General features: G+C 72.2%; 19 protein-coding genes. 7 read left to right on the top strand and 12 right to left on the bottom strand.

Features of this window, described 5'->3' with window-relative positions:
* Positions 1–100 precede the first annotated feature (100 nt).
* Together JOF41_RS37750 and JOF41_RS12640 are read right to left on the bottom strand one after the other, a co-directional pair.
* Positions 101–235 carry a hypothetical protein gene (locus JOF41_RS37750; RefSeq protein WP_276515689.1) on the bottom strand — a complete coding sequence of 45 codons (135 nt, stop codon included), beginning with the start codon at positions 233–235 and terminating at the stop codon, positions 101–103.
* 317 nt (positions 236–552) lie between these two features.
* Positions 553–951 (bottom strand): VOC family protein, encoded by a 399-nt coding sequence (locus JOF41_RS12640; RefSeq protein WP_209618912.1) that lies wholly within the window; start codon positions 949–951, stop codon positions 553–555.
* Positions 952–1,041: 90 nt separating this feature from the next.
* Here JOF41_RS12640 and JOF41_RS12635 point away from each other — a divergent pair, with 90 nt between their 5' ends.
* Complete coding sequence (locus JOF41_RS12635) at positions 1,042–2,061, top strand: helix-turn-helix transcriptional regulator (RefSeq protein WP_209624155.1); 1,020 nt, start codon at positions 1,042–1,044, stop codon at positions 2,059–2,061.
* Between the two features lie 51 nt (positions 2,062–2,112).
* On the opposite strand, the gene JOF41_RS12630 is transcribed toward JOF41_RS12635, so the two are convergent.
* Positions 2,113–3,174 carry a winged helix DNA-binding domain-containing protein gene (locus tag JOF41_RS12630; protein WP_209618910.1) on the bottom strand — a complete coding sequence of 354 codons (1,062 nt, stop codon included), beginning with the start codon at positions 3,172–3,174 and terminating at the stop codon, positions 2,113–2,115.
* 157 nt (positions 3,175–3,331) lie between these two features.
* Positions 3,332–4,663 carry a serine hydroxymethyltransferase gene (glyA, locus tag JOF41_RS12625; protein WP_307867397.1) on the bottom strand — a complete coding sequence of 444 codons (1,332 nt, stop codon included), beginning with the start codon at positions 4,661–4,663 and terminating at the stop codon, positions 3,332–3,334.
* Positions 4,664–4,737: 74 nt separating this feature from the next.
* On the opposite strand from glyA, the gene JOF41_RS12620 reads away from it, so the two are divergent.
* The gene (locus tag JOF41_RS12620) at positions 4,738–5,589 is read left to right on the top strand and encodes a helix-turn-helix domain-containing protein (protein WP_209618909.1); all 852 of its coding nucleotides are present in this window, start codon (positions 4,738–4,740) and stop codon (positions 5,587–5,589) included.
* Positions 5,590–5,705: 116 nt separating this feature from the next.
* Here JOF41_RS12620 and JOF41_RS12615 read toward each other — a convergent pair whose 3' ends face one another.
* Together JOF41_RS12615 and JOF41_RS12610 are read right to left on the bottom strand one after the other, a co-directional pair.
* Positions 5,706–6,992: a M20/M25/M40 family metallo-hydrolase gene (locus JOF41_RS12615; RefSeq protein ID WP_189223592.1), complete on the bottom strand. Its 1,287-nt coding sequence runs from the start codon at positions 6,990–6,992 to the stop codon at positions 5,706–5,708.
* Entirely contained in the window at positions 6,985–7,812 is an 828-nt protein-coding gene (locus tag JOF41_RS12610; RefSeq protein ID WP_209618907.1) for a M55 family metallopeptidase, read from the bottom strand. The genes JOF41_RS12615 and JOF41_RS12610 overlap by 8 nt, the downstream gene beginning before the upstream one ends.
* A 91-nt stretch (positions 7,813–7,903) precedes the next feature.
* On the opposite strand from JOF41_RS12610, the gene JOF41_RS12605 reads away from it, so the two are divergent.
* From JOF41_RS12605 to nikE, 4 genes are read left to right on the top strand one after another with little or no spacing between them, the layout of a single operon-like run.
* A complete protein-coding gene (locus tag JOF41_RS12605; protein ID WP_209618905.1) occupies positions 7,904–9,694 on the top strand; it encodes an ABC transporter substrate-binding protein in 1,791 nt (596 codons plus the stop codon).
* Entirely contained in the window at positions 9,646–10,647 is a 1,002-nt protein-coding gene (locus JOF41_RS12600; RefSeq protein WP_189223595.1) for an ABC transporter permease, read from the top strand. The genes JOF41_RS12605 and JOF41_RS12600 overlap by 49 nt, the downstream gene beginning before the upstream one ends.
* On the top strand, positions 10,644–11,528 hold the full coding sequence (locus tag JOF41_RS12595) for an ABC transporter permease (protein WP_209618902.1): 885 nt from the start codon (positions 10,644–10,646) through the stop codon (positions 11,526–11,528). The genes JOF41_RS12600 and JOF41_RS12595 overlap by 4 nt, the downstream gene beginning before the upstream one ends.
* Entirely contained in the window at positions 11,525–13,081 is a 1,557-nt protein-coding gene (gene nikE / locus JOF41_RS12590) for a nickel ABC transporter ATP-binding protein NikE (protein WP_209618900.1), read from the top strand. The genes JOF41_RS12595 and nikE overlap by 4 nt, the downstream gene beginning before the upstream one ends.
* Before the next feature lie 231 nt (positions 13,082–13,312).
* On the opposite strand, the gene JOF41_RS12585 is transcribed toward nikE, so the two are convergent.
* Positions 13,313–13,633 carry an NIPSNAP family protein gene (locus JOF41_RS12585; protein WP_209618897.1) on the bottom strand — a complete coding sequence of 107 codons (321 nt, stop codon included), beginning with the start codon at positions 13,631–13,633 and terminating at the stop codon, positions 13,313–13,315.
* Between the two features lie 30 nt (positions 13,634–13,663).
* Positions 13,664–14,617 carry an NADP-dependent oxidoreductase gene (locus tag JOF41_RS12580; RefSeq protein ID WP_209624151.1) on the bottom strand — a complete coding sequence of 318 codons (954 nt, stop codon included), beginning with the start codon at positions 14,615–14,617 and terminating at the stop codon, positions 13,664–13,666.
* Positions 14,618–14,771: 154 nt separating this feature from the next.
* Here JOF41_RS12580 and JOF41_RS12575 point away from each other — a divergent pair, with 154 nt between their 5' ends.
* A complete protein-coding gene (locus JOF41_RS12575; RefSeq protein WP_209618894.1) occupies positions 14,772–15,161 on the top strand; it encodes a winged helix-turn-helix transcriptional regulator in 390 nt (129 codons plus the stop codon).
* A gap of 68 nt (positions 15,162–15,229) precedes the next feature.
* Here the strand turns inward: JOF41_RS12575 and JOF41_RS12570 are convergent, their stop codons facing one another.
* The 4 genes from JOF41_RS12570 to JOF41_RS12555 all read right to left on the bottom strand — a co-directional run bounded on the left by JOF41_RS12570 (position 15,230) and on the right by JOF41_RS12555 (position 18,861).
* Positions 15,230–16,087, bottom strand: coding sequence for an SDR family oxidoreductase (locus JOF41_RS12570; RefSeq protein ID WP_209618891.1), 858 nt, complete (start codon positions 16,085–16,087; stop codon positions 15,230–15,232).
* A gap of 87 nt (positions 16,088–16,174) precedes the next feature.
* Positions 16,175–16,867, bottom strand: a complete 693-nt coding sequence (locus tag JOF41_RS12565; protein WP_209618888.1) for a response regulator — start codon at positions 16,865–16,867, stop codon at positions 16,175–16,177.
* The gene (locus JOF41_RS12560; RefSeq protein ID WP_244989575.1) at positions 16,864–18,006 is read right to left on the bottom strand and encodes a sensor histidine kinase; all 1,143 of its coding nucleotides are present in this window, start codon (positions 18,004–18,006) and stop codon (positions 16,864–16,866) included. The genes JOF41_RS12565 and JOF41_RS12560 overlap by 4 nt, the downstream gene beginning before the upstream one ends.
* A 42-nt stretch (positions 18,007–18,048) precedes the next feature.
* Positions 18,049–18,861 carry a hypothetical protein gene (locus tag JOF41_RS12555; protein ID WP_209618886.1) on the bottom strand — a complete coding sequence of 271 codons (813 nt, stop codon included), beginning with the start codon at positions 18,859–18,861 and terminating at the stop codon, positions 18,049–18,051.
* Positions 18,862–18,943 lie beyond the last annotated feature (82 nt).

Genomic DNA, 18,943 nt, shown 5'->3' with positions numbered 1-18,943 from the left:
TGACGAAACTCGGTGGTGTTCTCAGTGCGCCGATCACTGCCTTGCCACCGGCCGCGCCACCGATCGGCGGGTGGGTCCCGCATGGTCACGCGGCTCGCCGCTATCCGGATGAGGCCCACCGCGTCGCGCCGCCGGTGTGCGTGAGCGCGGCGACCCCAGCCTGGACCAGCATGGTGGCGTACTGGGCGGTGACGGGCTCGGCGGTGGCGGCAGGCGCGGTGAGCGCCAGCGTCATGGGCGGCGCCGCGGTCGTGGCGGCAGCGCCGAGTGGTAGTCGGGGATCCCATGCTCGACACCGCATAATTGCCGCTGTTGTCGCAAGGCTCCCGTACCGGCGAAACCGGCAGGGAGCACGAAGCAGCCATGAGGTCGCGGGGGGCGGAGCACCCGCTGTCGGTATGGCTGGTCGACACCGACACCGACACCGACACCGCGTGGAGCGGTCCGCGTGGAGCGGGCCGAAGCGCGGCTGGACCGCGCCTTGGCCGAGGTGGACTGGGTGCGCACACCGAACCCGTGACCGGACAGCGTCACGAGCTCGGCGCGGTCTTGTCAGCGGGCGAACTTCTCGATGGCTGCGGGGGTGACGGGGGTGAAGAAGTTGACGAGGTTGCCGTCGGGGTCGCGGAGCAGGAGGGCGCGGTTGCCCCAGGGCATCGTGGTGGGTTCGTTGACGAACTCCTCCACGAAGCCGGTCAGGTTCTGGTACAGGGCGTCCACGTCGTCGACGAGGAACTCGATGATCACGCTGCGGTTGTCCGCCGGGTGGGCGGAGCCGGGCGCGAACAGGGGAACGGTGCGGGTGCTGCCGATCGCGAGGGTGGCCGAGGCCGTCCTGAGCTCGGCGAAGTCCTCGTTGGCCCAGCTCGCCCGCACCCCGGTGGCGCGTTCGTAGAAGTCGACGAGGCGGGCAACGTCGCCGGTGATGACGCGGGTCGAGACAAAGTGCACGGATTCTCCTTGGTCGGTCAGTGCTGCTGAACGCACGCTATGACCAATACCGGGCAGAATCCGCCCGGTATTGGTGGGAGACTTCCGGATGTGCCCCAGCCCACTGCTCGCGTGCTCACCCTGCTGGAGCTCCTGCAGTCAGGAGGCGTTCGCACCGTGGCCGAACTCGCCGACCGGCTCGGCGTGGACGAGCGCACAGTGCGGCGTTACGTCAACCACCTCGTCGACCTCGACGTGCCCGTCGAGTCGGTGCGCGGCCGCTACGGCGGCTACCGGCTCGCCCCCGGTTATCGCATGCCTCCGCTCATGCTCAACGACGACGAAGCGCTCGCCGTGCTGCTCGGCTTGGTGGCAGGACGGCGAGCCGGTTTGATGACGGGCACGGGTACGGCGGGGGAGACGGCAGCGGCGAAGATCCGGAGGGTGCTGCCTGAGCGGCTCGGCCGCAGACTCGACGCCGTGCTGGACTCCCTCGCCTTCACCGCTCCAGCCGGTGAGCCGACCGCCCCTGAGTCGGCGGTCCTGCTCTCGATCGCCGACGCGGTCAGCCACCACCGGCCGATCTCGATTCGGTACACCGCCGCGGATGGCAGGCGCAGTGAGCGCACCTTGCACCCGTACGGACTGGTCACCCACTCGGGCAGGTGGTACGTGACGGGCGTCGATCCCGCGATCGGCGAGGACCGGACGTTCCGACTGGACCGCATCGCCAGTGCGAGGGCCCTGCCCGGCTCGTTCGACCCGCCCGACGGGCCCGATCCGGTGAAGCGAGTCCTTACAGGACTTGCCACCACTCCGTACCGGCATGAGGTGGTGCTGCGGGTCCGGGGCACCGCCGAGCAGATCCACACGCGGCTCCCCGCCGGAATCGCGACCGTGACGGAAGCGCCGTCGGTGGACCGAGCGGGCTCGGACAGCACGCGCTGGTCCCGCGTCGAATTGCGGGTGGAACGGCTCGACTGGCTGCCCGGTGTGCTCGCGTCGTTGGACCTGCCGTTCCTGATCGAACGCCCCGACGAGCTCCGTGACCTCGTCGGGGCGCTGGCCGACCGGCTCGCGCACTCGGCCCGGAGGCGTCCGTCCCGCGCGGGCCCGGAACTCGACGGGTAGTGGCAAGGCCACCTTCCGGTTGGCGTTGATCCGCGAGGCCACCGGCCGGTCTCACCGCGGAAGGCCGATCCGTACCTCTCCACCGACGCCCGTGACGGCCAGCAGGTCCGCGCCTTCGTCGAGCAGGTCCTGGCGCTGGTCGCGGGTCAGCGGTCGGAACAGCTCGACCCGCAGCCCGTCGGGTGTGAGCCGCCATGTGCCGTGGACGAAGCCGTCGACCAGGACGGTCGGCTTGCCGCCTACGACGATGCCGCGCCGGTAGTCCTCCTCGGAGATCACGCGCGTGCGGTCGTCGTGGCCGAGCAGGAGGTTGTCGAACTCGGGCAGGAAGCGCACCGGCGCGGGCGTGTCGGGGTCGGGCAACTCGGCCTCGGGCAGGTCGAGCAGTTCGCGGCCGTGCTCGTCGCGCAGCACCCGCAGTTCCATCGCCGCGATCACGGGCCGCAGGCCGCTCAGTCCGGACCACGCCCGCACGTCCCCGACCGTGGCGGGGCCGAACGCGGCCAGGTAGCGGCGGACCAGACCGGCGGGGTCGGCGTGCTCGCCCGACTCGCCCAGCCAGTGGGAGGCGGTGGTCCAGCGGGCCTGGCCCGAGCTGCCCCACACCCCGCGCGGCGGGACCTGCACCACGGGCACCAGGTAGGTGGCGGCCTGGCCGAGGGCTTGCGGGGTGGTCCCCGGCCAGTGCGGGGCGAGTGCGTCGCCCAGTTCGCGCCGGGTGAGCGGGCCCTCGGCGACCAGCGCGGCCACCTGCTCGCCGAACCGGACGGGGTCCAGTCCGTCGAGCGCGGAGCGGAACGGCGATGAGGCGAACCGGCGGCGCACCAACGGGCGCAGCGCCGGTTCGACACGGCCGTGGTCGGCAGCGGTGACCAGGTGGATCGTGACGCGGTGCAGCGGGGCTCGCACCACCTGGCGGGTGGTGAGCAGCTCTGCCAGGTGGTGCGGGTGGAAGTCGCGCAGTCGGGACCACAGTCCGTAGTAGGGCGCCATCGGTTCCTGGGCCTGCATCCCGACCAGGTGTTCCACCGCGTCGGTCACCGGCAGGTCGGCCCGGCCGAGCAGCAGTTGGCGGTGCAGGGTGGCCCGGTTGAGCGCGCGGGTGGTGATCACGACCGCACGCTAGGCGTGATCGCGGACAGGTTCGGTCCTGGATCTGCCTTCCCGGCGAGTCGAACCTCCGGACATCGCGAACTGAACGTTCGCACACGTCGGGTAGTGGTTACCGGCCTCCCGGCTCTGTCGGGTAGTACTCGCTGGCGCGGTGGGGTCAGCGGGCGTCGACTTCGCGGCGCAGGGCGACGGCGTCGGCCCGGACGCGGTGCGGGGGTTCGCGGTCGAGCAGGGCTCGTCGCATCAGCACCGCGATGGCCTGCTGGTCGGCGGGCAGGAAACCCCGCCGGGTGATCTCCTGGGTGCCGATGCGCAGCCCGCGCAGGCCCTCGTCGGGGTGCTGCCAGGGCAGGCCGATGCCGCTGAGGTAGATGCCCGCCTCGCCGAGCAGCACCGCCGCCGCGTCACCGCCGCCCAACGGCGCGGCGTCGACGGCCACGTGGTGGGAGCGGGTGAACTCCGCGTCGCGGCGGGCGAGCCGGAAGCCGTTGTCGTGCAGGGCTTGGGCGAGCGCCTGGGCGTTGGTGACGCAGTCGGTGGCGTAGGCGCCGCCCCACTCGGCCAGCTCCGCCGCGGTGACGGCCAGCGCGCCGAGCCTGCCCGCGTCGTAGTTGGCCAGCATCCCCGGATAGGCCACGGCGGACACGCGCCGGGCCAGTTCGGGGTCGCGGGTGACCACGCAGCCGCCGGACGGGCCGCCGAAGGACTTGTAGGTGGAGAAGGTCAGCACGTGCGCGCCCTCGTGCAGCGGGCGCTGGAACACCTTGCCCGCCACCAGTCCGGCCACGTGGGATGCGTCGTAGAGCAGCACCGCGCCGACCTCGTCGGCCGCCGCGCGGACCGCGGCCACGTCGTGCGGGAACAGCATGAGGCTGGCGCCGATGACCACGATCCGGGGCCGGTGCGCGCGCAGGAACGCGGGCAGCCGCTCGTAGTCGATGTCCAGCGACTCCGGGTCGTAGGGCAGGTCCACCACGGTCAGGCCGCGGATGGCGGGCGCACCTTGGGCGTGGTGGCTGGCGTGGCCGCCCGCCGCCTCGGGCAGCACGGCGATCGTGTCGCCGGGGCGGGCGAAGGCTGCGTAGACGGCGAGGTTGGCCAGCGTGGCGCTCTGCAGCCGCACCTCGGCGTGCGCGCCTTCCACCAGCTCGGCCACCAGCAGCGGGGCCAGCACCTCCAGGGTGTCCAGGTGCTCCAGGCCGACCTGGTACTTCTCGCCCGGCCAGCCCATGCTGGGCCTGCTGGACACGCTGGTGCGGTGCGCCGCCGCGGCGGCGGGACTGAGCACGTTGGTACCCGCGTAGAGCACGATGCCGTCGTCGTCGAACTGCGCGGTGTGGGCGTCGAGCGCCTTGCGGACGGTGTCGGCGACCCCGGCCGCAGTCAAGTCGGCGGACACGGTGGCTTCGACCTCGGCCAGGCGGCGCTGCGCCCCTGCCGAGGCCCACGGCGCGATGCGGCTGCTGGTCACTGGGTGGCTGTTGGTCACGGTGCGGACGTTAGGGGTGCGGCGCCTGCCGGGGCGACCGCGCGCGATAGGGACTTGTTCCTACAGTTGTCGGAATGCAGGAGCTGCTGGACGAGCTGTCCCGCTCGGTGGGGTGCGGTGTGTCGGTGGACGACATGTCGGGGCGGGTGGTCGGGCACAGCGAGCAGACCGACTCGGTGGACCCGGCGCGGGTGCGGGCGATCCTGGCCCGGCGGGTGCCACCGGAGGTCGCGGCGTGGCAGGACCTGCACGGTCTCGCCACCGCCACCGGGCCGGTGCGGGTGCCGTCCAACGAGGCGCTGGGGTTCCGGGCGCGTGTGGGGTTCCCGTTGCGGGACGACGGGGTGCTGGTGGGCTACCTGTGGGTGCTGGGCGAGCTGCCCGACGCGCTGGCCGCAGTGGTGCAGGAGCAGCTGCCCGCGGTGGCGGCGCAGGTGCCGTCGGGGGAGCGGGCCGCGGTGCGGGTGGTCGTGGCGCTGTCGCCGCGCGTGGTGCGGACGGTGCCCGCGGGTGCCGCGTTGCCGGAGCTGGACGGTCACGTCGGTGTCAGCGACCCGCACCCGCCCGGCCGCGCGGGCGCGGCCTACCAGCAGGCGCTCGCGGCGGCGGAGCTGTCGGCGCTGGACCCGGCGCTGCCGCGGGTGGCGCGGTGGTCGGAGCTGGGCGCGTACCGGCTGCTGCTGGGCGCGTCGCCGGGGGAGGTGCTGGCCGGGCTGTCCGCGACGCTGCTGGCCACGCTGGAGACCTACCTGGACTCCGGGTGCGACGCCCGCGCCGCGGCGGCGCGGCTGCACCTGCACCGGACCAGCCTGTACTACCGGTTGGGGCGCATCGCGGAGCTGACCGGTCGGGACCTGTCCGACGGGGCGGCCCGGCTGGAGCTGCACGTGGCGCTGAAGCTGGTGCGGCTGGCGCGGCGGCCGTGACGGCCCGGTCGCGGTTCACCGGCTGGCGGTGAGGGCGTGCCAGCTGCTGGAGCACGGCGCCGAAGAACTGCTCTCCACCGAGCTGCCCGACTTCGCCCGCTGATCACCTCGGGGCTTCAGGAGGACAGGAAGCGGTCCAGCACGCGCGTGCCGAACCGCAGGCCCTCCACCGGCACCCGCTCGTCCACCCCGTGCGCCATCGCGCGGTAGTCGTAGCCGGGCGGCAGCAGCAGCGGCGAGAAGCCGTAGCAGTCGATGCCCAGCGCGGAGAACGCCTTGGCGTCGGTGCCGCCGCCCATGCAGTAGGGCACCACGACCGCCTCCGGGTCCTCCGCGCGCAGCGCCGCGGCCATGGCGTCGAACCACGGCGAGTCGATCGGGGCCTGCACCGGCGGCTGCGCCTCCAGCTGCTCGCGCACCACGTCCGGACCGATCAGCGAGTCCACGGTGGCCATCAGCTCCTCGGCGGTGCCGGGCAGGGCCCGCACGTCCACCTCCGCCGACGCGGTGCCGGGGATGACGTTGACCTTGTACCCGGCCCGCAGCACCGTCGGGGTGGTGCTGTTGCGCACCGTGGACTCGGCCAGGGCGCCGACCGGGCCCAGGCGGGCCAGCGTGCCGTCGACGTCGTCGAGGTCGACCTCGACGCCCAGCGCCGCGCCGGTGCGCTCCAGGAACGCCCGCACGGTGGGGCTCAGCCGCACCGGGTGCCGGTGGGCGGCCAGCCTGCCCAGTGCCCCGATCAGCTTGACCACGGCGTTGTCGTCGTTGCGCCGGGAGCCGTGCCCCGCCCGCCCGCGGGCGGTCAGACGCAGGTGGTACGTGCCGCGCTCGGCCGTGGCCACGGGGTAGATCCGCCGGTCGCCGAAGCGGTAGGAGTAGCCGCCGGACTCGCTGATCGCCGCCGCGCAGCCCGCGAAGAAGTCGGCGTGGTGCTCCACCAGCCAGCGCGCGCCCAGCACCCCCTGGTCCTCCTCGTCGGCCACGAACGCCAGCACCACGTCGCGCCGGGGCCCGCGGCCCTCGCGGGACCAGGTGCCCAGCACGGCCAGGACCATGGCGACCATGTCCTTCATGTCCACCGCGCCGCGCCCCCACAGGTAGCCGTCGCGCTCGACGCCGGAGAACGGCGGCACGCTCCACTCGGTCGGGTCTGCGGGCACCACGTCCAAGTGGGCCTGCACCAGCAGGGCGGGCAGCGACGGGTCCTCACCGGGCACCCGCGCCAGCACGTTGGTGCGCCGGGGCGCGGGTTCCAGCAGCGTCGCGGTGATGCCCAGGTCCTCCAGGTGCCCGGCGACGAACTCGGCGGCCTCCCGCTCGCCCGCCGAGTCGCCCCGGCCGCGGTTGGTGGTGTCGAACCGCAGCAGCGCCGAGCACAGGTCGACGACGTCCTCAGCCATAGATCCCTTCCACCGCCCCCGCCGCGATGGCGGTGACCACCTTGAACGCCTGCATCGCCAGGGTCATCGACGCGGCGTCGAACCCGACGCGCCGAACGCCGACCCGCTCCACGGTGGGCACCACCGCCGCGGCGGCGGCCAGGTGGGTGGCGTCGAACTCCACCTCGACGCGGTGCGGCGCGGTCGCCGGGGTACCCCGCCGGGCACGACCCATGCCCTCCCGCGCGGCCTCGGCGATGAGCCCCGCGGTGACCTCCGGCGGGGAGCAGATGGCGGCGTAGCGGCTGACGCACTCCTTGACCGCGACCAAGCGCGCGTCGGGGGCGTAGGAGCGGGCGTCGGCGCAGGTGCGGTCGTCGCCGGTGACCAGCAGGACCGGCACGCCGTGCTCGGCGGCCAGCGCGGCGTTGAGCCTGCCCTCGCAGGCGGGCAGGCCGTCCAGCCACACCCCGGTGATGGAGTTCTCCAGGTAGGTGTGGGCGAGCACGCCCTCCTCGCCCGCGCCCGCGTGGTAGCCGAGGAACACCACGCCGTCCACGCCGGAGTCCACGCCCTGCATCATCGACAGCGGCTTGTGCCTGCCGGTGAGCATCCTGGCGCGGGTGTCCAGCTCCTCCAGCAGCAGGTTGCGCTGGCTGGAGTGCGCCTCGTTGACCAGGACATCGGTCGCGCCGCCGTCGACCAGCCCGGCCACGCAGGCGTTGACGTCGCCGGTGAACAGCCGTCGGAAGCGCTGCCACTGCTCGGTCTGGGGGACCACGTCGGCGGTCCAGGTGACACCGGTGGCCCCCTCCATGTCCGCCGAGATCAAGATCCGCATACGACTACCGTATCGGGCTATGGAAATTCTTGACTAGGAGACCACGATAGTGGTTATTTCTTGACTTCACATCCGTGGGGAGGCGGTCGCGATGGGTGTACGACGGCGGATCGGCGCGGTCGGCGCGGTGGTCGGGCTGGTGGTGCTGCCCTGCGCGGCACCCGCACAAGCACAGTCCCCCATCACGCTGCGGGTGGCCATCACCCAACAGGTGGACTCGCTTAACCCGTTCCTGTCGATCACGCAGGCGGGCACCGAGGTCGGCAGGCTCATGTACGACTACCTGACCGCCTACAGCCAGGCCGACCAGCGCCCGGTGGAGGGCGTGGCGGACGAGTGGGAGTCGTCCGACGACAAGCTCACCTGGACCTTCCACGTGCCCGATGGCAAGAAGTGGTCCGACGGCAAGCCGGTCACGGCCAAGGACGTGGCGTTCACCTACAACCTGATGATGCGCGACCCGGTGGCCGCCACCGCCAACGGCAGCTTCACCGCCGAGTTCGACAGCGTCACCGCCACCGACGACCGCACGGTGGTGATCAGGACCAAGGCCCCGCAGGCCACCATGCTCGCCCTGGACATCCCGATCGTGCCCGAGCACGTGTGGTCCGCGGTGCAGAACATCGGCGAGTACCAGAACGAGGCCGTGCCGGTGGTGGGCAGCGGACCGTTCGTGCTCACCGAGTACCGGGCCAACGAGTTCATCCGGCTCACCGCGAACAAGGACTACTGGCGCGGCGCGCCCAAGTACGACGAACTGGTCTTCACCTACTACAAGACCGTGGACGCCGCCGCGCAGGCGCTGTCCAGGGGCGAGGTCGACCTGGTCAACCGCATGGGGCCCGCGCAGTTCGACTCGCTCAAGGGCAAGGAGGGCATCACCCTCAACAAGGCCAACGGCCGCCGCTTCAACGAGATCGTGATCAACCCTGGGGCGGCGACCAAGACCGGCGAGCCGATCGGCGACGGCCACCCCGCGCTCAAGGACGTGGTCGTGCGCCGCGCCATCGCCCAGGCCATCGACCTGGACGAGATCATCGAGAAGGTCAACGGCGGCTACGCCCAGCGCGGCACCGGCCTGATCCCGCCGGTCTTCCCCGACTTCCACCTGGACAAGCCCAACCCCGAGCGGGTGTACGACCCCGCGGCGGCGAACAAGGCGCTCGACGACGCCGGGTACCGGCGCAACGCCGAGGGCACCCGCGTCTCCCCGGAGGGCCGCGAGCTGGAGCTGCGCCTGATCGGCCACGCCAGCCGCGCCTACGACGAGCAGACGGGTGAGTTCGTCAAGCGGTTCCTGGCCGACATCGGGATCGTGGTCGACGTGCAGATCGTCTCGGACAACCAGCTCAACGAGTCCACCACCGCGGGCACGTTCGACCTGGCCTTCTCCGGCTGGGGCACCAACCCCGACCCCGAGTCCATCCTGTCGCTGCACACCTGCGCCCAGCGGCCCAACGCCGACGGCAAGGGCGGCACCACCGACACGTTCTTCTGCGACGCCGAGTACGACGCCCTCTACGCCCAGCAGAAGGCCGAGTTCGACCTGGCCAAGCGCTCGGAGATCGTCAAGAGGATGCAGCAGCGGTTCTACGACCAGGTGCCCTCGGTGGTCCTGGGATACGACAACGCCCTGGAGGCGTACCGCAGCGACAAGTTCGCCGGCTTCCCGCTGCAGCCCGAGAAGGGCGGCGTGATCATGGCGCAGAACGGCGTGTGGGGCTACTACGGCGCCACGCCCACCGACAACGCGGGCCGGTCGTCCTCGGGCGGCAGCACCGCCCTGGTGATCGGCGGCGGGGCGGGCGCCCTGGTCGTGCTCGTCGGAGGCGCGTGGCTGGTCTCGCGCCGCCGGGGCGCGTCCGCCGGAGAACGGGAGTGATCGGCCACCTGGCCCGCAAGCTCGGCGGCGCGTTGGCCAGCCTGGTCTTCGTGGTCGTGCTGGGGTTCTTCCTGTTCCGGGTGATCCCCGGTGACCCGGTGGTCGCCATGACCAGGGGGCGCCCGGTGGGCAGCGCGCAGATCGCCGACCTGCGCGCGCGGCTCGGCCTGGACAAGTCGCTGGGCGAGCAGTTCCTGGACTACCTGGTCAACGCCGCCCGCGGTGACCTGGGCACTTCCTACGTCTACAACCGCCCGGTGGCCGACCTGATCGGCGAGCGGCTGTGGCCGACCGTGCTGCTGGTCGGCACGGCCACCGCGCTGGCCGTGGTGGTGGGGCTGTGGCTGGGCATCCGGGGCGCGTGGCGGCGCGGCAGCCGCTTCGACCGGGTCTCCACCGGCGTGGCGCTGACGCAGTGGGCGATGCCGACGTTCTGGCTGGGCATGCTGCTGTCGATGGCGACCGGGGACCTGTTCCCCACCGGCGGGATGCGCTACCCCGACACCCCGCCGGACTTCCTGTCGCAGTCGCTGGACGTGGCCCACCACATGGTGCTGCCGGTGATCACCATGGTCGCCGTGGTCTACGCCCAGTACCTGCTGGTGATGCGCTCGTCGCTGCTGGAGGAGATGCACGCGGACTACCTGGTCACCGCGCGCGCCAAGGGCCTGCGCGACGACCTGGTGCGCCGCCGCCACGCGGTGCCCAACGCGCTGCTGCCCACGGTGACCCTGGTGTTCCTGCACTTGGGGCTGGTGGTGTCGGGGGCGATCACGGTGGAGACGGTGTTCTCCTGGCCCGGTCTGGGCCTGCTGACCTACGAGGCGCTGACCGGACCGGACCTGCCGCTGCTGCAAGGCACCTTCGTGGTGCTGGCGGGCGCGGTGATCACCATGAACGTGCTGGCCGACCTGGTGTACCGGGTCCTGGACCCGCGGGTGCGTGCGGCATGACGGCGATCGTGTGGGAGCGCCGCCGGGCGGCGGCGCGGGCGACCTGGCGTGAGTTCGCCTCGCACCGGGGCGGCCTGGTGGGGTTGCTCGGGCTGGGCGCGATCGCGCTGCTGGCGCTGCTGGCGCCGCTGCTGACCGACCAGACCGGGCTGGACGTCACGCGCGCGCCCGGCAGGCCGTTCGAGCCGCCCAGCGGCGAGTTCTGGTTGGGCACCGACAACACGGGCCGCTCGGTGCTGCTGCTGACCTGGTGGGGCACCAGGGTCTCGCTGCTGGTCGGCCTGTCCGCGACCGTGCTGTCGGTGCTGATCGGCACGCTGGTGGGCGTCGCGGCGGCGCACTTCGGCGGCTGGACCTCGGCGCTGCTGATGCGGTTCACCGACTTCTTCCTGGTGCTGCCGTCGCTGGTGCTGGCCATCGCGCTGTCCACCGTGCTGCCGCGCGGGCTGGGCACGATCGTGCTGGCCATCGGCGCGACCTCCTGGCCCGCCACGGCGCGGCTGGTGCGGGCGCAGACCCTGGCGGTGGAGGCGCGGCCGTTCATCGAGCGCGCCAAGGCGCTGGGCGGCGGCCACGCGCACGTCATCGGCAAGCACGTGCTGCCCGCGGTGCTGCCGCTGGTGTTCGTCAACACCACGCTGACCGTGGCAGGCGCGATCATCGCCGAGTCGACGCTGTCGTTCCTGGGCCTGGGCGACCCCACGCAGATCTCCTGGGGGTCCATGCTGCACGCGGCGAACGTGCACGGCGCGGTGTCGCAGCGGGCGTGGTGGTTCCTGGTCCCGCCGGGGCTGGGAGTGGTGCTGGTGGTGCTCGCGTTCACGATGTGCGGGCGGGCGCTGGAGACGGTGCTCAACCCTCGGCTGAAGGGGGAGCGGTGAGCCCACTGCTGGAGCTGCGCGACCTGAGCGTGCACTACGGGGGCGCGCGCGGCGGCACCGCCGCGGTGAAGTCGGTGAACCTGGCGCTGGATGCCGGGCAGACCCTCGGCCTGGCGGGCGAGTCCGGCTGCGGCAAGTCCACCGTGGCCATGTCGGTGCTGCGGCTGCTGCCCCGCGACGCCCGCATCGACGGGCAGGTGCTGCTCGACGGCGAGGACGTGCGCACCATGTCCTGGGGCAGGCTGCGGGCGGTGCGCTGGGCGTCGGCCTCGATCGTGTTCCAGGGCGCGATGCACGCGCTCAACCCGGTGCACCGGGTGGGCGAGCAGATCGCCGAGCCGATGCGCCTGCACGGCACCAAGGGGTCGGTGTCGGAGCTGCTGGCCCAGGTGGAGCTGCCGCCGCGGGTGGAGCGGGCCTACCCGCACGAGCTGTCGGGCGGGCAGAAGCAGCGGGTGATGATCGCGATGGCGCTGGCGTGCTCGCCGCGGCTGGTCATCGCCGACGAGCCGACCACCGCGCTGGACGTGGTGGTGCAGGCGCAGGTGCTGGCGCTGCTGAGCAGGCTGGTCACCGAGCGCGGCATCGGGCTGGTGATGATCAGCCACGACCTGTCGGTGCTGGCCGCCACGTGCGACCGGCTGGCGGTGATGCAGCGTGGCGAGGTCGTCGAGGAGGGGCCCGCGCGGTCGGTGATCAGCGCGCCCACCCATCCGCACACCCAGGCGCTGGCCTCGGCGTTCCCGGTGATCGGCGACCCGGCGTTCCGCTACGTCACCGAGTCCGCGCCGGAGGGCCCGGTGCTGCTGCGCGCGGAGCGGGTGAAGGTCGACTTCGGCTCCACCACCGCGGTGGCCGGGGTGGATCTGGAGGTGCGCGCGGGCGAGATCGTGGCGCTGGTCGGGCAGTCCGGCTCGGGCAAGACCACGCTGGCCCGGACCCTGCTGGGGCTGCAGAAGCCCACCTCCGGACGGGTGCTGTTCGACGGCAGGCCACTGCCCTCCTCCTCGGCCGGGCTCAAGGACTACCGGCGGCAGGTGCAGCTGGTGCTGCAGGACCCGACCAGCGCCCTCAACCCCCGGCACTCGGTCTACGAGTCGGTGGCCGAGGGGCTGCGCATCCACCGCGTGCCCGGCGACGAGGGGCAACTGGTGGCCGAGGCGCTCAACGCCGCCGAGCTGCGCCCGCCGGAGCTGTTCTTCCCCTCGCTGCCGCACGAGCTCTCCGGCGGCCAGCGCCAGCGCGTGGTGATCGCGGGCGCGCTGGCGCTGGGACCGCGGCTGCTCGTCGCCGACGAGCCGGTGGCCTCGCTGGACGCCTCGGTGCGCGGCGAGATCCTGGCGCTGCTGCTGCGGCTGCGCCGCGAGCTGGGCCTGGGCGCCCTGGTGATCACCCACGACCTGGGGTTGGCGTGGAGCATCGCCGACCGGGTGGTGGTGATGTACCACGGCGAGTTCGTCGAGCAGGGGCCGGTGGAGGAGGTGCTGCTGCGCCCCCGGCACGACTACACCCGCAGGCTGCTGGCGGCGGTGCAGCCGTTCGGCTCGGTCTGAATCGACCGGTTTGATTGCCGCCGGTGATCGAGCCGTTCGGGTGGTGGACCGGTTCCGGGTTGCTGTCGGGGGTGCGAGGGCTGCTGGTCCGACCAGCTTTCCAGGACTTCGGGTCGTGGGTGTCCTGTTCGAACGGGGTCCGGGCGATCCCGGCGACCGCAGCGCCGGGACGCACGACGCTGCGGTACGCGATCGACGGCGCGCTCTACGCCCTCGACTGCCCTCGCCCGCTCACCTCAGCCCGGAGTTCGGCGTAGGGACGACCCTGGTGACCTCGATCCGGTCGACGAGCAGGAAGCTCTTCACCTTCGGGTCGAGCTCGTTCCGCCAGCGGTCGCTCTGGTAGACGTTGGCGTACAGGGCGGCCCGCTCCTGCTCGTCCTCGAACCGGCGGATCCACACGTAGCCGTCCGGGTCCTCCTCGTCCACGAACGACGCCGTGACCGACATCCCCCGTTCGACCTGGAACGGGATGACGGTGTCCTCCATGTAACGGACCCATTCGTCGCGCAGCCCCGGCCGGACCTGGTAGCGGCGGATCTCGTAGAACATCGGGTGCTCCAGTGCTTTCGAGGCGGGGATTCAGGAAGCGACGCGCAGGACGAGCTTGCCGCGGGTGCGGTTGGACTCACCGCGGGTGTGAGCCTCGGCGACCCGCTCGAGCGGGAACACCTCTTCGACCTCCACCACCACCTCGCCGGAGTCGATGAGCGAGCCGATGGTGGTGAGCGCGGGCCCGTCCGGCTCGACCAGGAACGGCGACACCCGCTTGCCCTTGGCCTCGGCCGCGGCGGCCAGCTCGGGCGAGACGCCTGCCGGGATCGCGACCAGGAGCCCACCGGGGCGCAGCACGTCCAGCGACCGCGTGCTGGTGTTGTCGTGGAGGTCGCCGACCAGGTCGATCACGACGTCGACGTCGGAGACCGCGTCCTCGAACCGGACGGCGGTGTAGTCGACGAGCTCGTCCGCGCCGAGCTTGGTGAGCCAGTCGTGGCTGCCCGCCCGAGCGGTGCCGATCACGTGGGCGCCGAGGTGCTTGGCGAACTGGACCGCGAAGTGGCCGACGCCGCCGCCCGCGGCGTGGACCAGCACGCGCTGCCCCGACTGGAGGTGCGCGGTGTCCACCAGGGCCTGCCACGCGGTGAGCGCGGCGAGCGGCACCGCCGCGGCCTGCTCGTGGCTGATGCTCGAAGGCTTGCGGGCGAACTGGCGGGCAGGCGCGGTGACGTACTCGGCGTAGCCGCCCGCCGCCCGCGGGAACCAGGGCATGCCGTAGACCTCGTCGCCCTCGCGCAGGGTCGTGACGCCGAAGCCGACCTTGTCCACGACACCGGAGACGTCCCAGCCCAGGGTGAACGGCGGCTCGCCGAGCACGCCCGCCATGCCCGACCCGGCGCGGGTCTTCCAGTCCACCGGGTTGATGCCTGCCGCGTGCACCTTCACCCGGACCTCGGTCGGCAGCGGTTCGGGGCGGGGCACCTGCTCCACCGAAAGCACGTCGGGACCGCCGATGGCGTGCTGGACGACGGCGCGCATCGATGCGTCGGACACTGGTTCTCTCCCTGGATCAGTTACTCGGAAAGACCCGAGGATGATCTTTCCCTGAACGCCGAAAACGTATCCCCAGGGATATAGTTACCTGCAAGGGTTAAAACTTCCCAATGGGAAGTATCGAGGTGAAGGGCTTGCCATGACCACCGTGTGCCTGACCGGACAGCACTCCGACCACGACGTCTACGCCGCGCAGTGCCCGTGCCGAGCGATGCTGGACCTGCTGGCGAACAAGTGGTCCGCGCTGGCCATCGGCGCGCTCGAGGACGGCCCGCGGCGTTTCGGCGAGCTCCAGCGGCACCTGCAGGGAGTCAGCCCGAAGGTGCTGACCCAAACCCTGCGGCGCCTGAAGGACTTCGGCCTCGTGGACCGCACTGTCTACCCCGCGGTGCCCCTGCACGTCGAGTACTCGCTCACCGAGCTCGGGCACAGCGCGGCAGTGCCGCTGCGGATGCTGCGCAGCTGGGTGGAGGACAACATCGACAGCGCCGCCCGCGCCGGGGCGTCCGCGGCGTCCTGCGCGGGATAGACCACGACGAACCGCCGACAACGCCGGGCACCCGCCGAAACCGCGCCCGCCGGCCGGTGAACTCGGGCTCAGCCGAGCAGCGGGCGCAGCCCGTCGAGCAGGGCAGTGCTGGGGCGGCCCGCGAGGCGTGACAGGTCGCCGGTGGTCAGCGCCAGCGCGCCCGCGCGGGTGCCCGCGTCGAGCGCGACGAGGAACCCGGCGGTCTGCTCGTCCACGCCCGCATCGAGGAGTGCGGCCAGGTGCTCCTCGGGGGTGACACCGCGGTGCACCACCTCGCGGCCCAGCAGCGTCGAGAACGCATGGGCCAGCTCGTCGAAGTCCCAGGCGTAGTCGCCGGAGAGCTCGTAGACCTTGTTCTCGTGGCCCTGCCCCACCAGCGCGCCCGCGGTCGCGGCGGCGTAGTCGGCGCGGGTGGCGCTGGCCACGCGGCCCTCGCCCGCGCTGGTGAGCACCTCGCCGGTGGCCGCGGCCTGCTGCAGCGCCGGGGCGTAGTTCTCGGTGTACCAGCCGTTGCGCAGGAGGGTGAACGGCAGACCGGAGTCCCTGATCAGCTGCTCGGTCTCGACGTGGTCGGCGGCCAGCACCAGCGGGCTGCCCTCGGCGGAGAGCACGCTGGTGTAGAGCAGCCGGGACACCCCCGCGCGCACGGCGGCCCCGATCACGGCCCGGTGCTGGGCGACCCTGGTGCCGACCGCGTCGCTGGAGATCAGCAGCAGGGTGTCGCCCTCGGACAGCGCGGCGTCCATGCTCGCCGGGTCGTCGTAGTCGAAGCGGGTGGTGGTGACGCCGAGCGCGGCCAGGTCGGTGATCTTGTCCAGGTTGCGCCCACCCGCCACGATCCGGTCGGCGGGCACGCCGCGGTCGAGCAGTTCGGTGACGACCAGGCGGCCCAGCTGGCCGGTGGCGCCGGTGATGACGAACGACATGGCGCGACGGTAACGGCCCGCGCGCACGCCTGCCCGTTCGGACAGCGGATCGGGGGTTCACCCCCTGGAGCGCTGTGGGCGCAGGAGCTACTCCTGGGAGCGTGGCGACTCCGCCGCATGCGCGGACCAGGCGCCGGACTGGCCCGCGTCGCGGACGAGCAGGGCGATCTGCACCCGGTTGGTCAGCCGGAGCTTGGCGAGCGAGCGGCTGACGTGGGCCTTGATGGTGGTCTCGGTCATGCCGAGTGCCCTGGCGATCTCGGCGTTGGCCAGCCCTCGCGCCACCGCGTGGGCAACGTCCCGTTCGCGAGCGGTGAGCACGGCCAGGCGTTCCCGCGCGGCACGGACATCCGGTGAGAACTGGTCCGCGAACGCGTCGATCATCCGTTTGGTGACCGTGGGCGCGAGTACGGCGCTGCCGTCGGCCGCGGTGCGGACGGCGGCGATCAGGTCGCGGGGCGCGGTGTCCTTCAGCAGGAATCCCGCGGCCCTGGCGCGCAGGGCCGCGTGGACGAACTCGTCGCGGTCGAAGGTGGTCAGCATGAGCACCTTCGGCGGGCTCTGGGACCGGTTGATCTCCTGGAGCGCGGCCACTCCGTCCATGCTCGGCATCCGCACGTCCATGAGCACGACTTGCGGCCGATGGCGGGCGACGGCAGTGATGGCCTCCGTGCCGTTCCCGGCCTCGGCGACCACCTCGATGTCGTCGGCGGCCTCCAGGATCATGCGCAGCCCGGTCCGCACCAGGGTTTCGTCGTCGACGACGAGCACCCGGATCATGTCGGAAGCGCCGCGGACACGAGGAAACCGCCGTCCGGCTCCGGTCGGGCGACGAACGTGCCGCCCAGGACTTCGACGCGCTCCCTCAGACCGATCAGGCCGAGGCCGCTGCCGGACATCGCCGGTCCGGGATCGGACGGTGCGGTGTTGCCGACCGTGATCTCCAGCGCCGAGGGCGAGTACCGCACGACCACCCGCGCGGTGGCGGTGCTCGCGTGCTTGTGCACGTTGGTCAGGGCTTCCTGGACGATCCGGTAGGCGGTGTGCTCCACCACGGCGGGCAACCCGCGTGCCGTGCCGCTGTCGTGCCGTTCCACGACAACGCCGACCGACCTGGACTGGTCGAGCAGCCAGTCGAGGTCGGCGAGCGTCGGCTGTGGTCGGGCGGCTTCCCCGTCCGCTTCACCGAGTATCCCCAGAACCGCTCTCAGCTGGGTGAGCGCCTGCTTGCCCGTCGTGCGGATGAGTTCCGCCTCCGCCGCGGTCCTGTCGTCGGTCGCGTTGATCTCCAGCGCTCCGGCGCGCAGCACCATCAGCGAGACCCGGTGGGCCACCACGTCGTGCATGTCCCGCGCGATGCGGGCGCGTTCGTGCGCACGGGCCTGCTCGGCGCGGGCGGCTTGCTCCCGTTCCAGCCTCTCGGCGCGCTCGCGCAGCCCGTCCACCACCTGGCCGCGCGCGGCCGCCCACAGCCCGATCACCAGCGGAAGCCAGACGAACAGCGGTGCGCTGCCCAGCGAGGAGGCGATGTCGGTGCCGGGGCGCGGCAGGACCGCCGGCAGGCTCGCGGTCACCGCGTAGATCACCAGGTGGAGCGGTCGCCGGTAGGTGGTCGCCGCGACGTACGACGTCACGGCGACCAGGAGGCCCGGTGACCGGACCACGGCGTCCACAGCCGTCACCGCCAGCAGCGGCCATCGCCGTTGCGGCGTCATCCGGATCGCGACCGCGGCCAGCAGCCCGACTGCGGTCGCCTGGACGTAATCGGGGACTGACGCGAGTCCGGGCAGGTCGAGGCTGCGCAGCCCCGCGTCGGGGAGGGCCGAGGGGAGGAAAGCGCCGCAAAAAGCAGCCGCTGGAAGCCACCAGGGTGCCGCACCACCGCGCGAGGAGCGCATCCGCGGCGACACGTTGCCCATCCGCCTGATCATAACGAGGTACCGGGTCCGGGGAACGACGTGTCACCAGCTCAAGATCTTCAACGGCTCGCGGCCGGAAGCGTGCGGGCTCCTGATCCGCAGCTCGGGCACGGCGTTCCGCAGCACCCGGATGCCCAGCGGCACGAACACCGGGCACAGGGCGGCGGAGGTGACGACACTGGCGAAGGTGCTCTCCTTCAGCACACCGGTCCACAACGTCCCCGACAGGAGGAACAGCAGGAGACGCCCCGTGCCGAACACCCCCGACCGGTAGGCGCCGATGGCCAGCACGAGGGTTCCGATGTACAGGCCGAAAGCCGCCGTGATGGGAACCCGCCACGGACCGTAGGAGATGTCCACGTACGCGTCCATCACGGTCTCGGTGGCCTCGTCGAGTCCCAGTCGCCCCACCAGTTCGAAAGCGGTCTGGTCCACGCCCGCCCAGTACAGGCGGGAGAACAGGCCCACGACGACGAGCGTGCCCGCCACGAAGGCGAGCTTCGGGGAGTGCACGGCGACGATCTGGGCCAACGTGACGACCGCGGGACACAGCAGGATGGCCCCGGCTGCGAAACACGCGTAACCGGCCGTGGTCAGCGCGGGGTTCGCCAGGTAGACGGCCAACTGCGACGCAGCGGCGAACGGCTGCCTGGCGAACCAGTCCACCTGCTCGGCCGAGAAGGTGGCCGAGCGCTGCGCCAGATGGCGCAGGAGCAACCCCGTCAGCCACACGAGGGGGCCGAGTACGAGTGCCGTGCCTCCGATGACCCTGCCGGGGAACAGGGCATCGTGGTGGGCCACCGGGGACGTCTTCCCCCTGCCGCCTGATCCGGCGTCCGTGTCCGGTCGTGTCATGGCCGGAACCCTGGACCACCGACGGCGCGACCACATCCTTCGATCGATGCGCGAGCCGTCTCCTTGGTAGTACCGCCGCCCT

This window comes from Saccharothrix coeruleofusca (assembly GCF_017876325.1).
Taxonomy (GTDB): Bacteria; Actinomycetota; Actinomycetes; order Mycobacteriales; family Pseudonocardiaceae; genus Actinosynnema; species Actinosynnema coeruleofuscum.
Note: the sequence above shows the minus strand (reverse complement) of the source record. Positions and strands in the feature narration are given on the sequence as shown.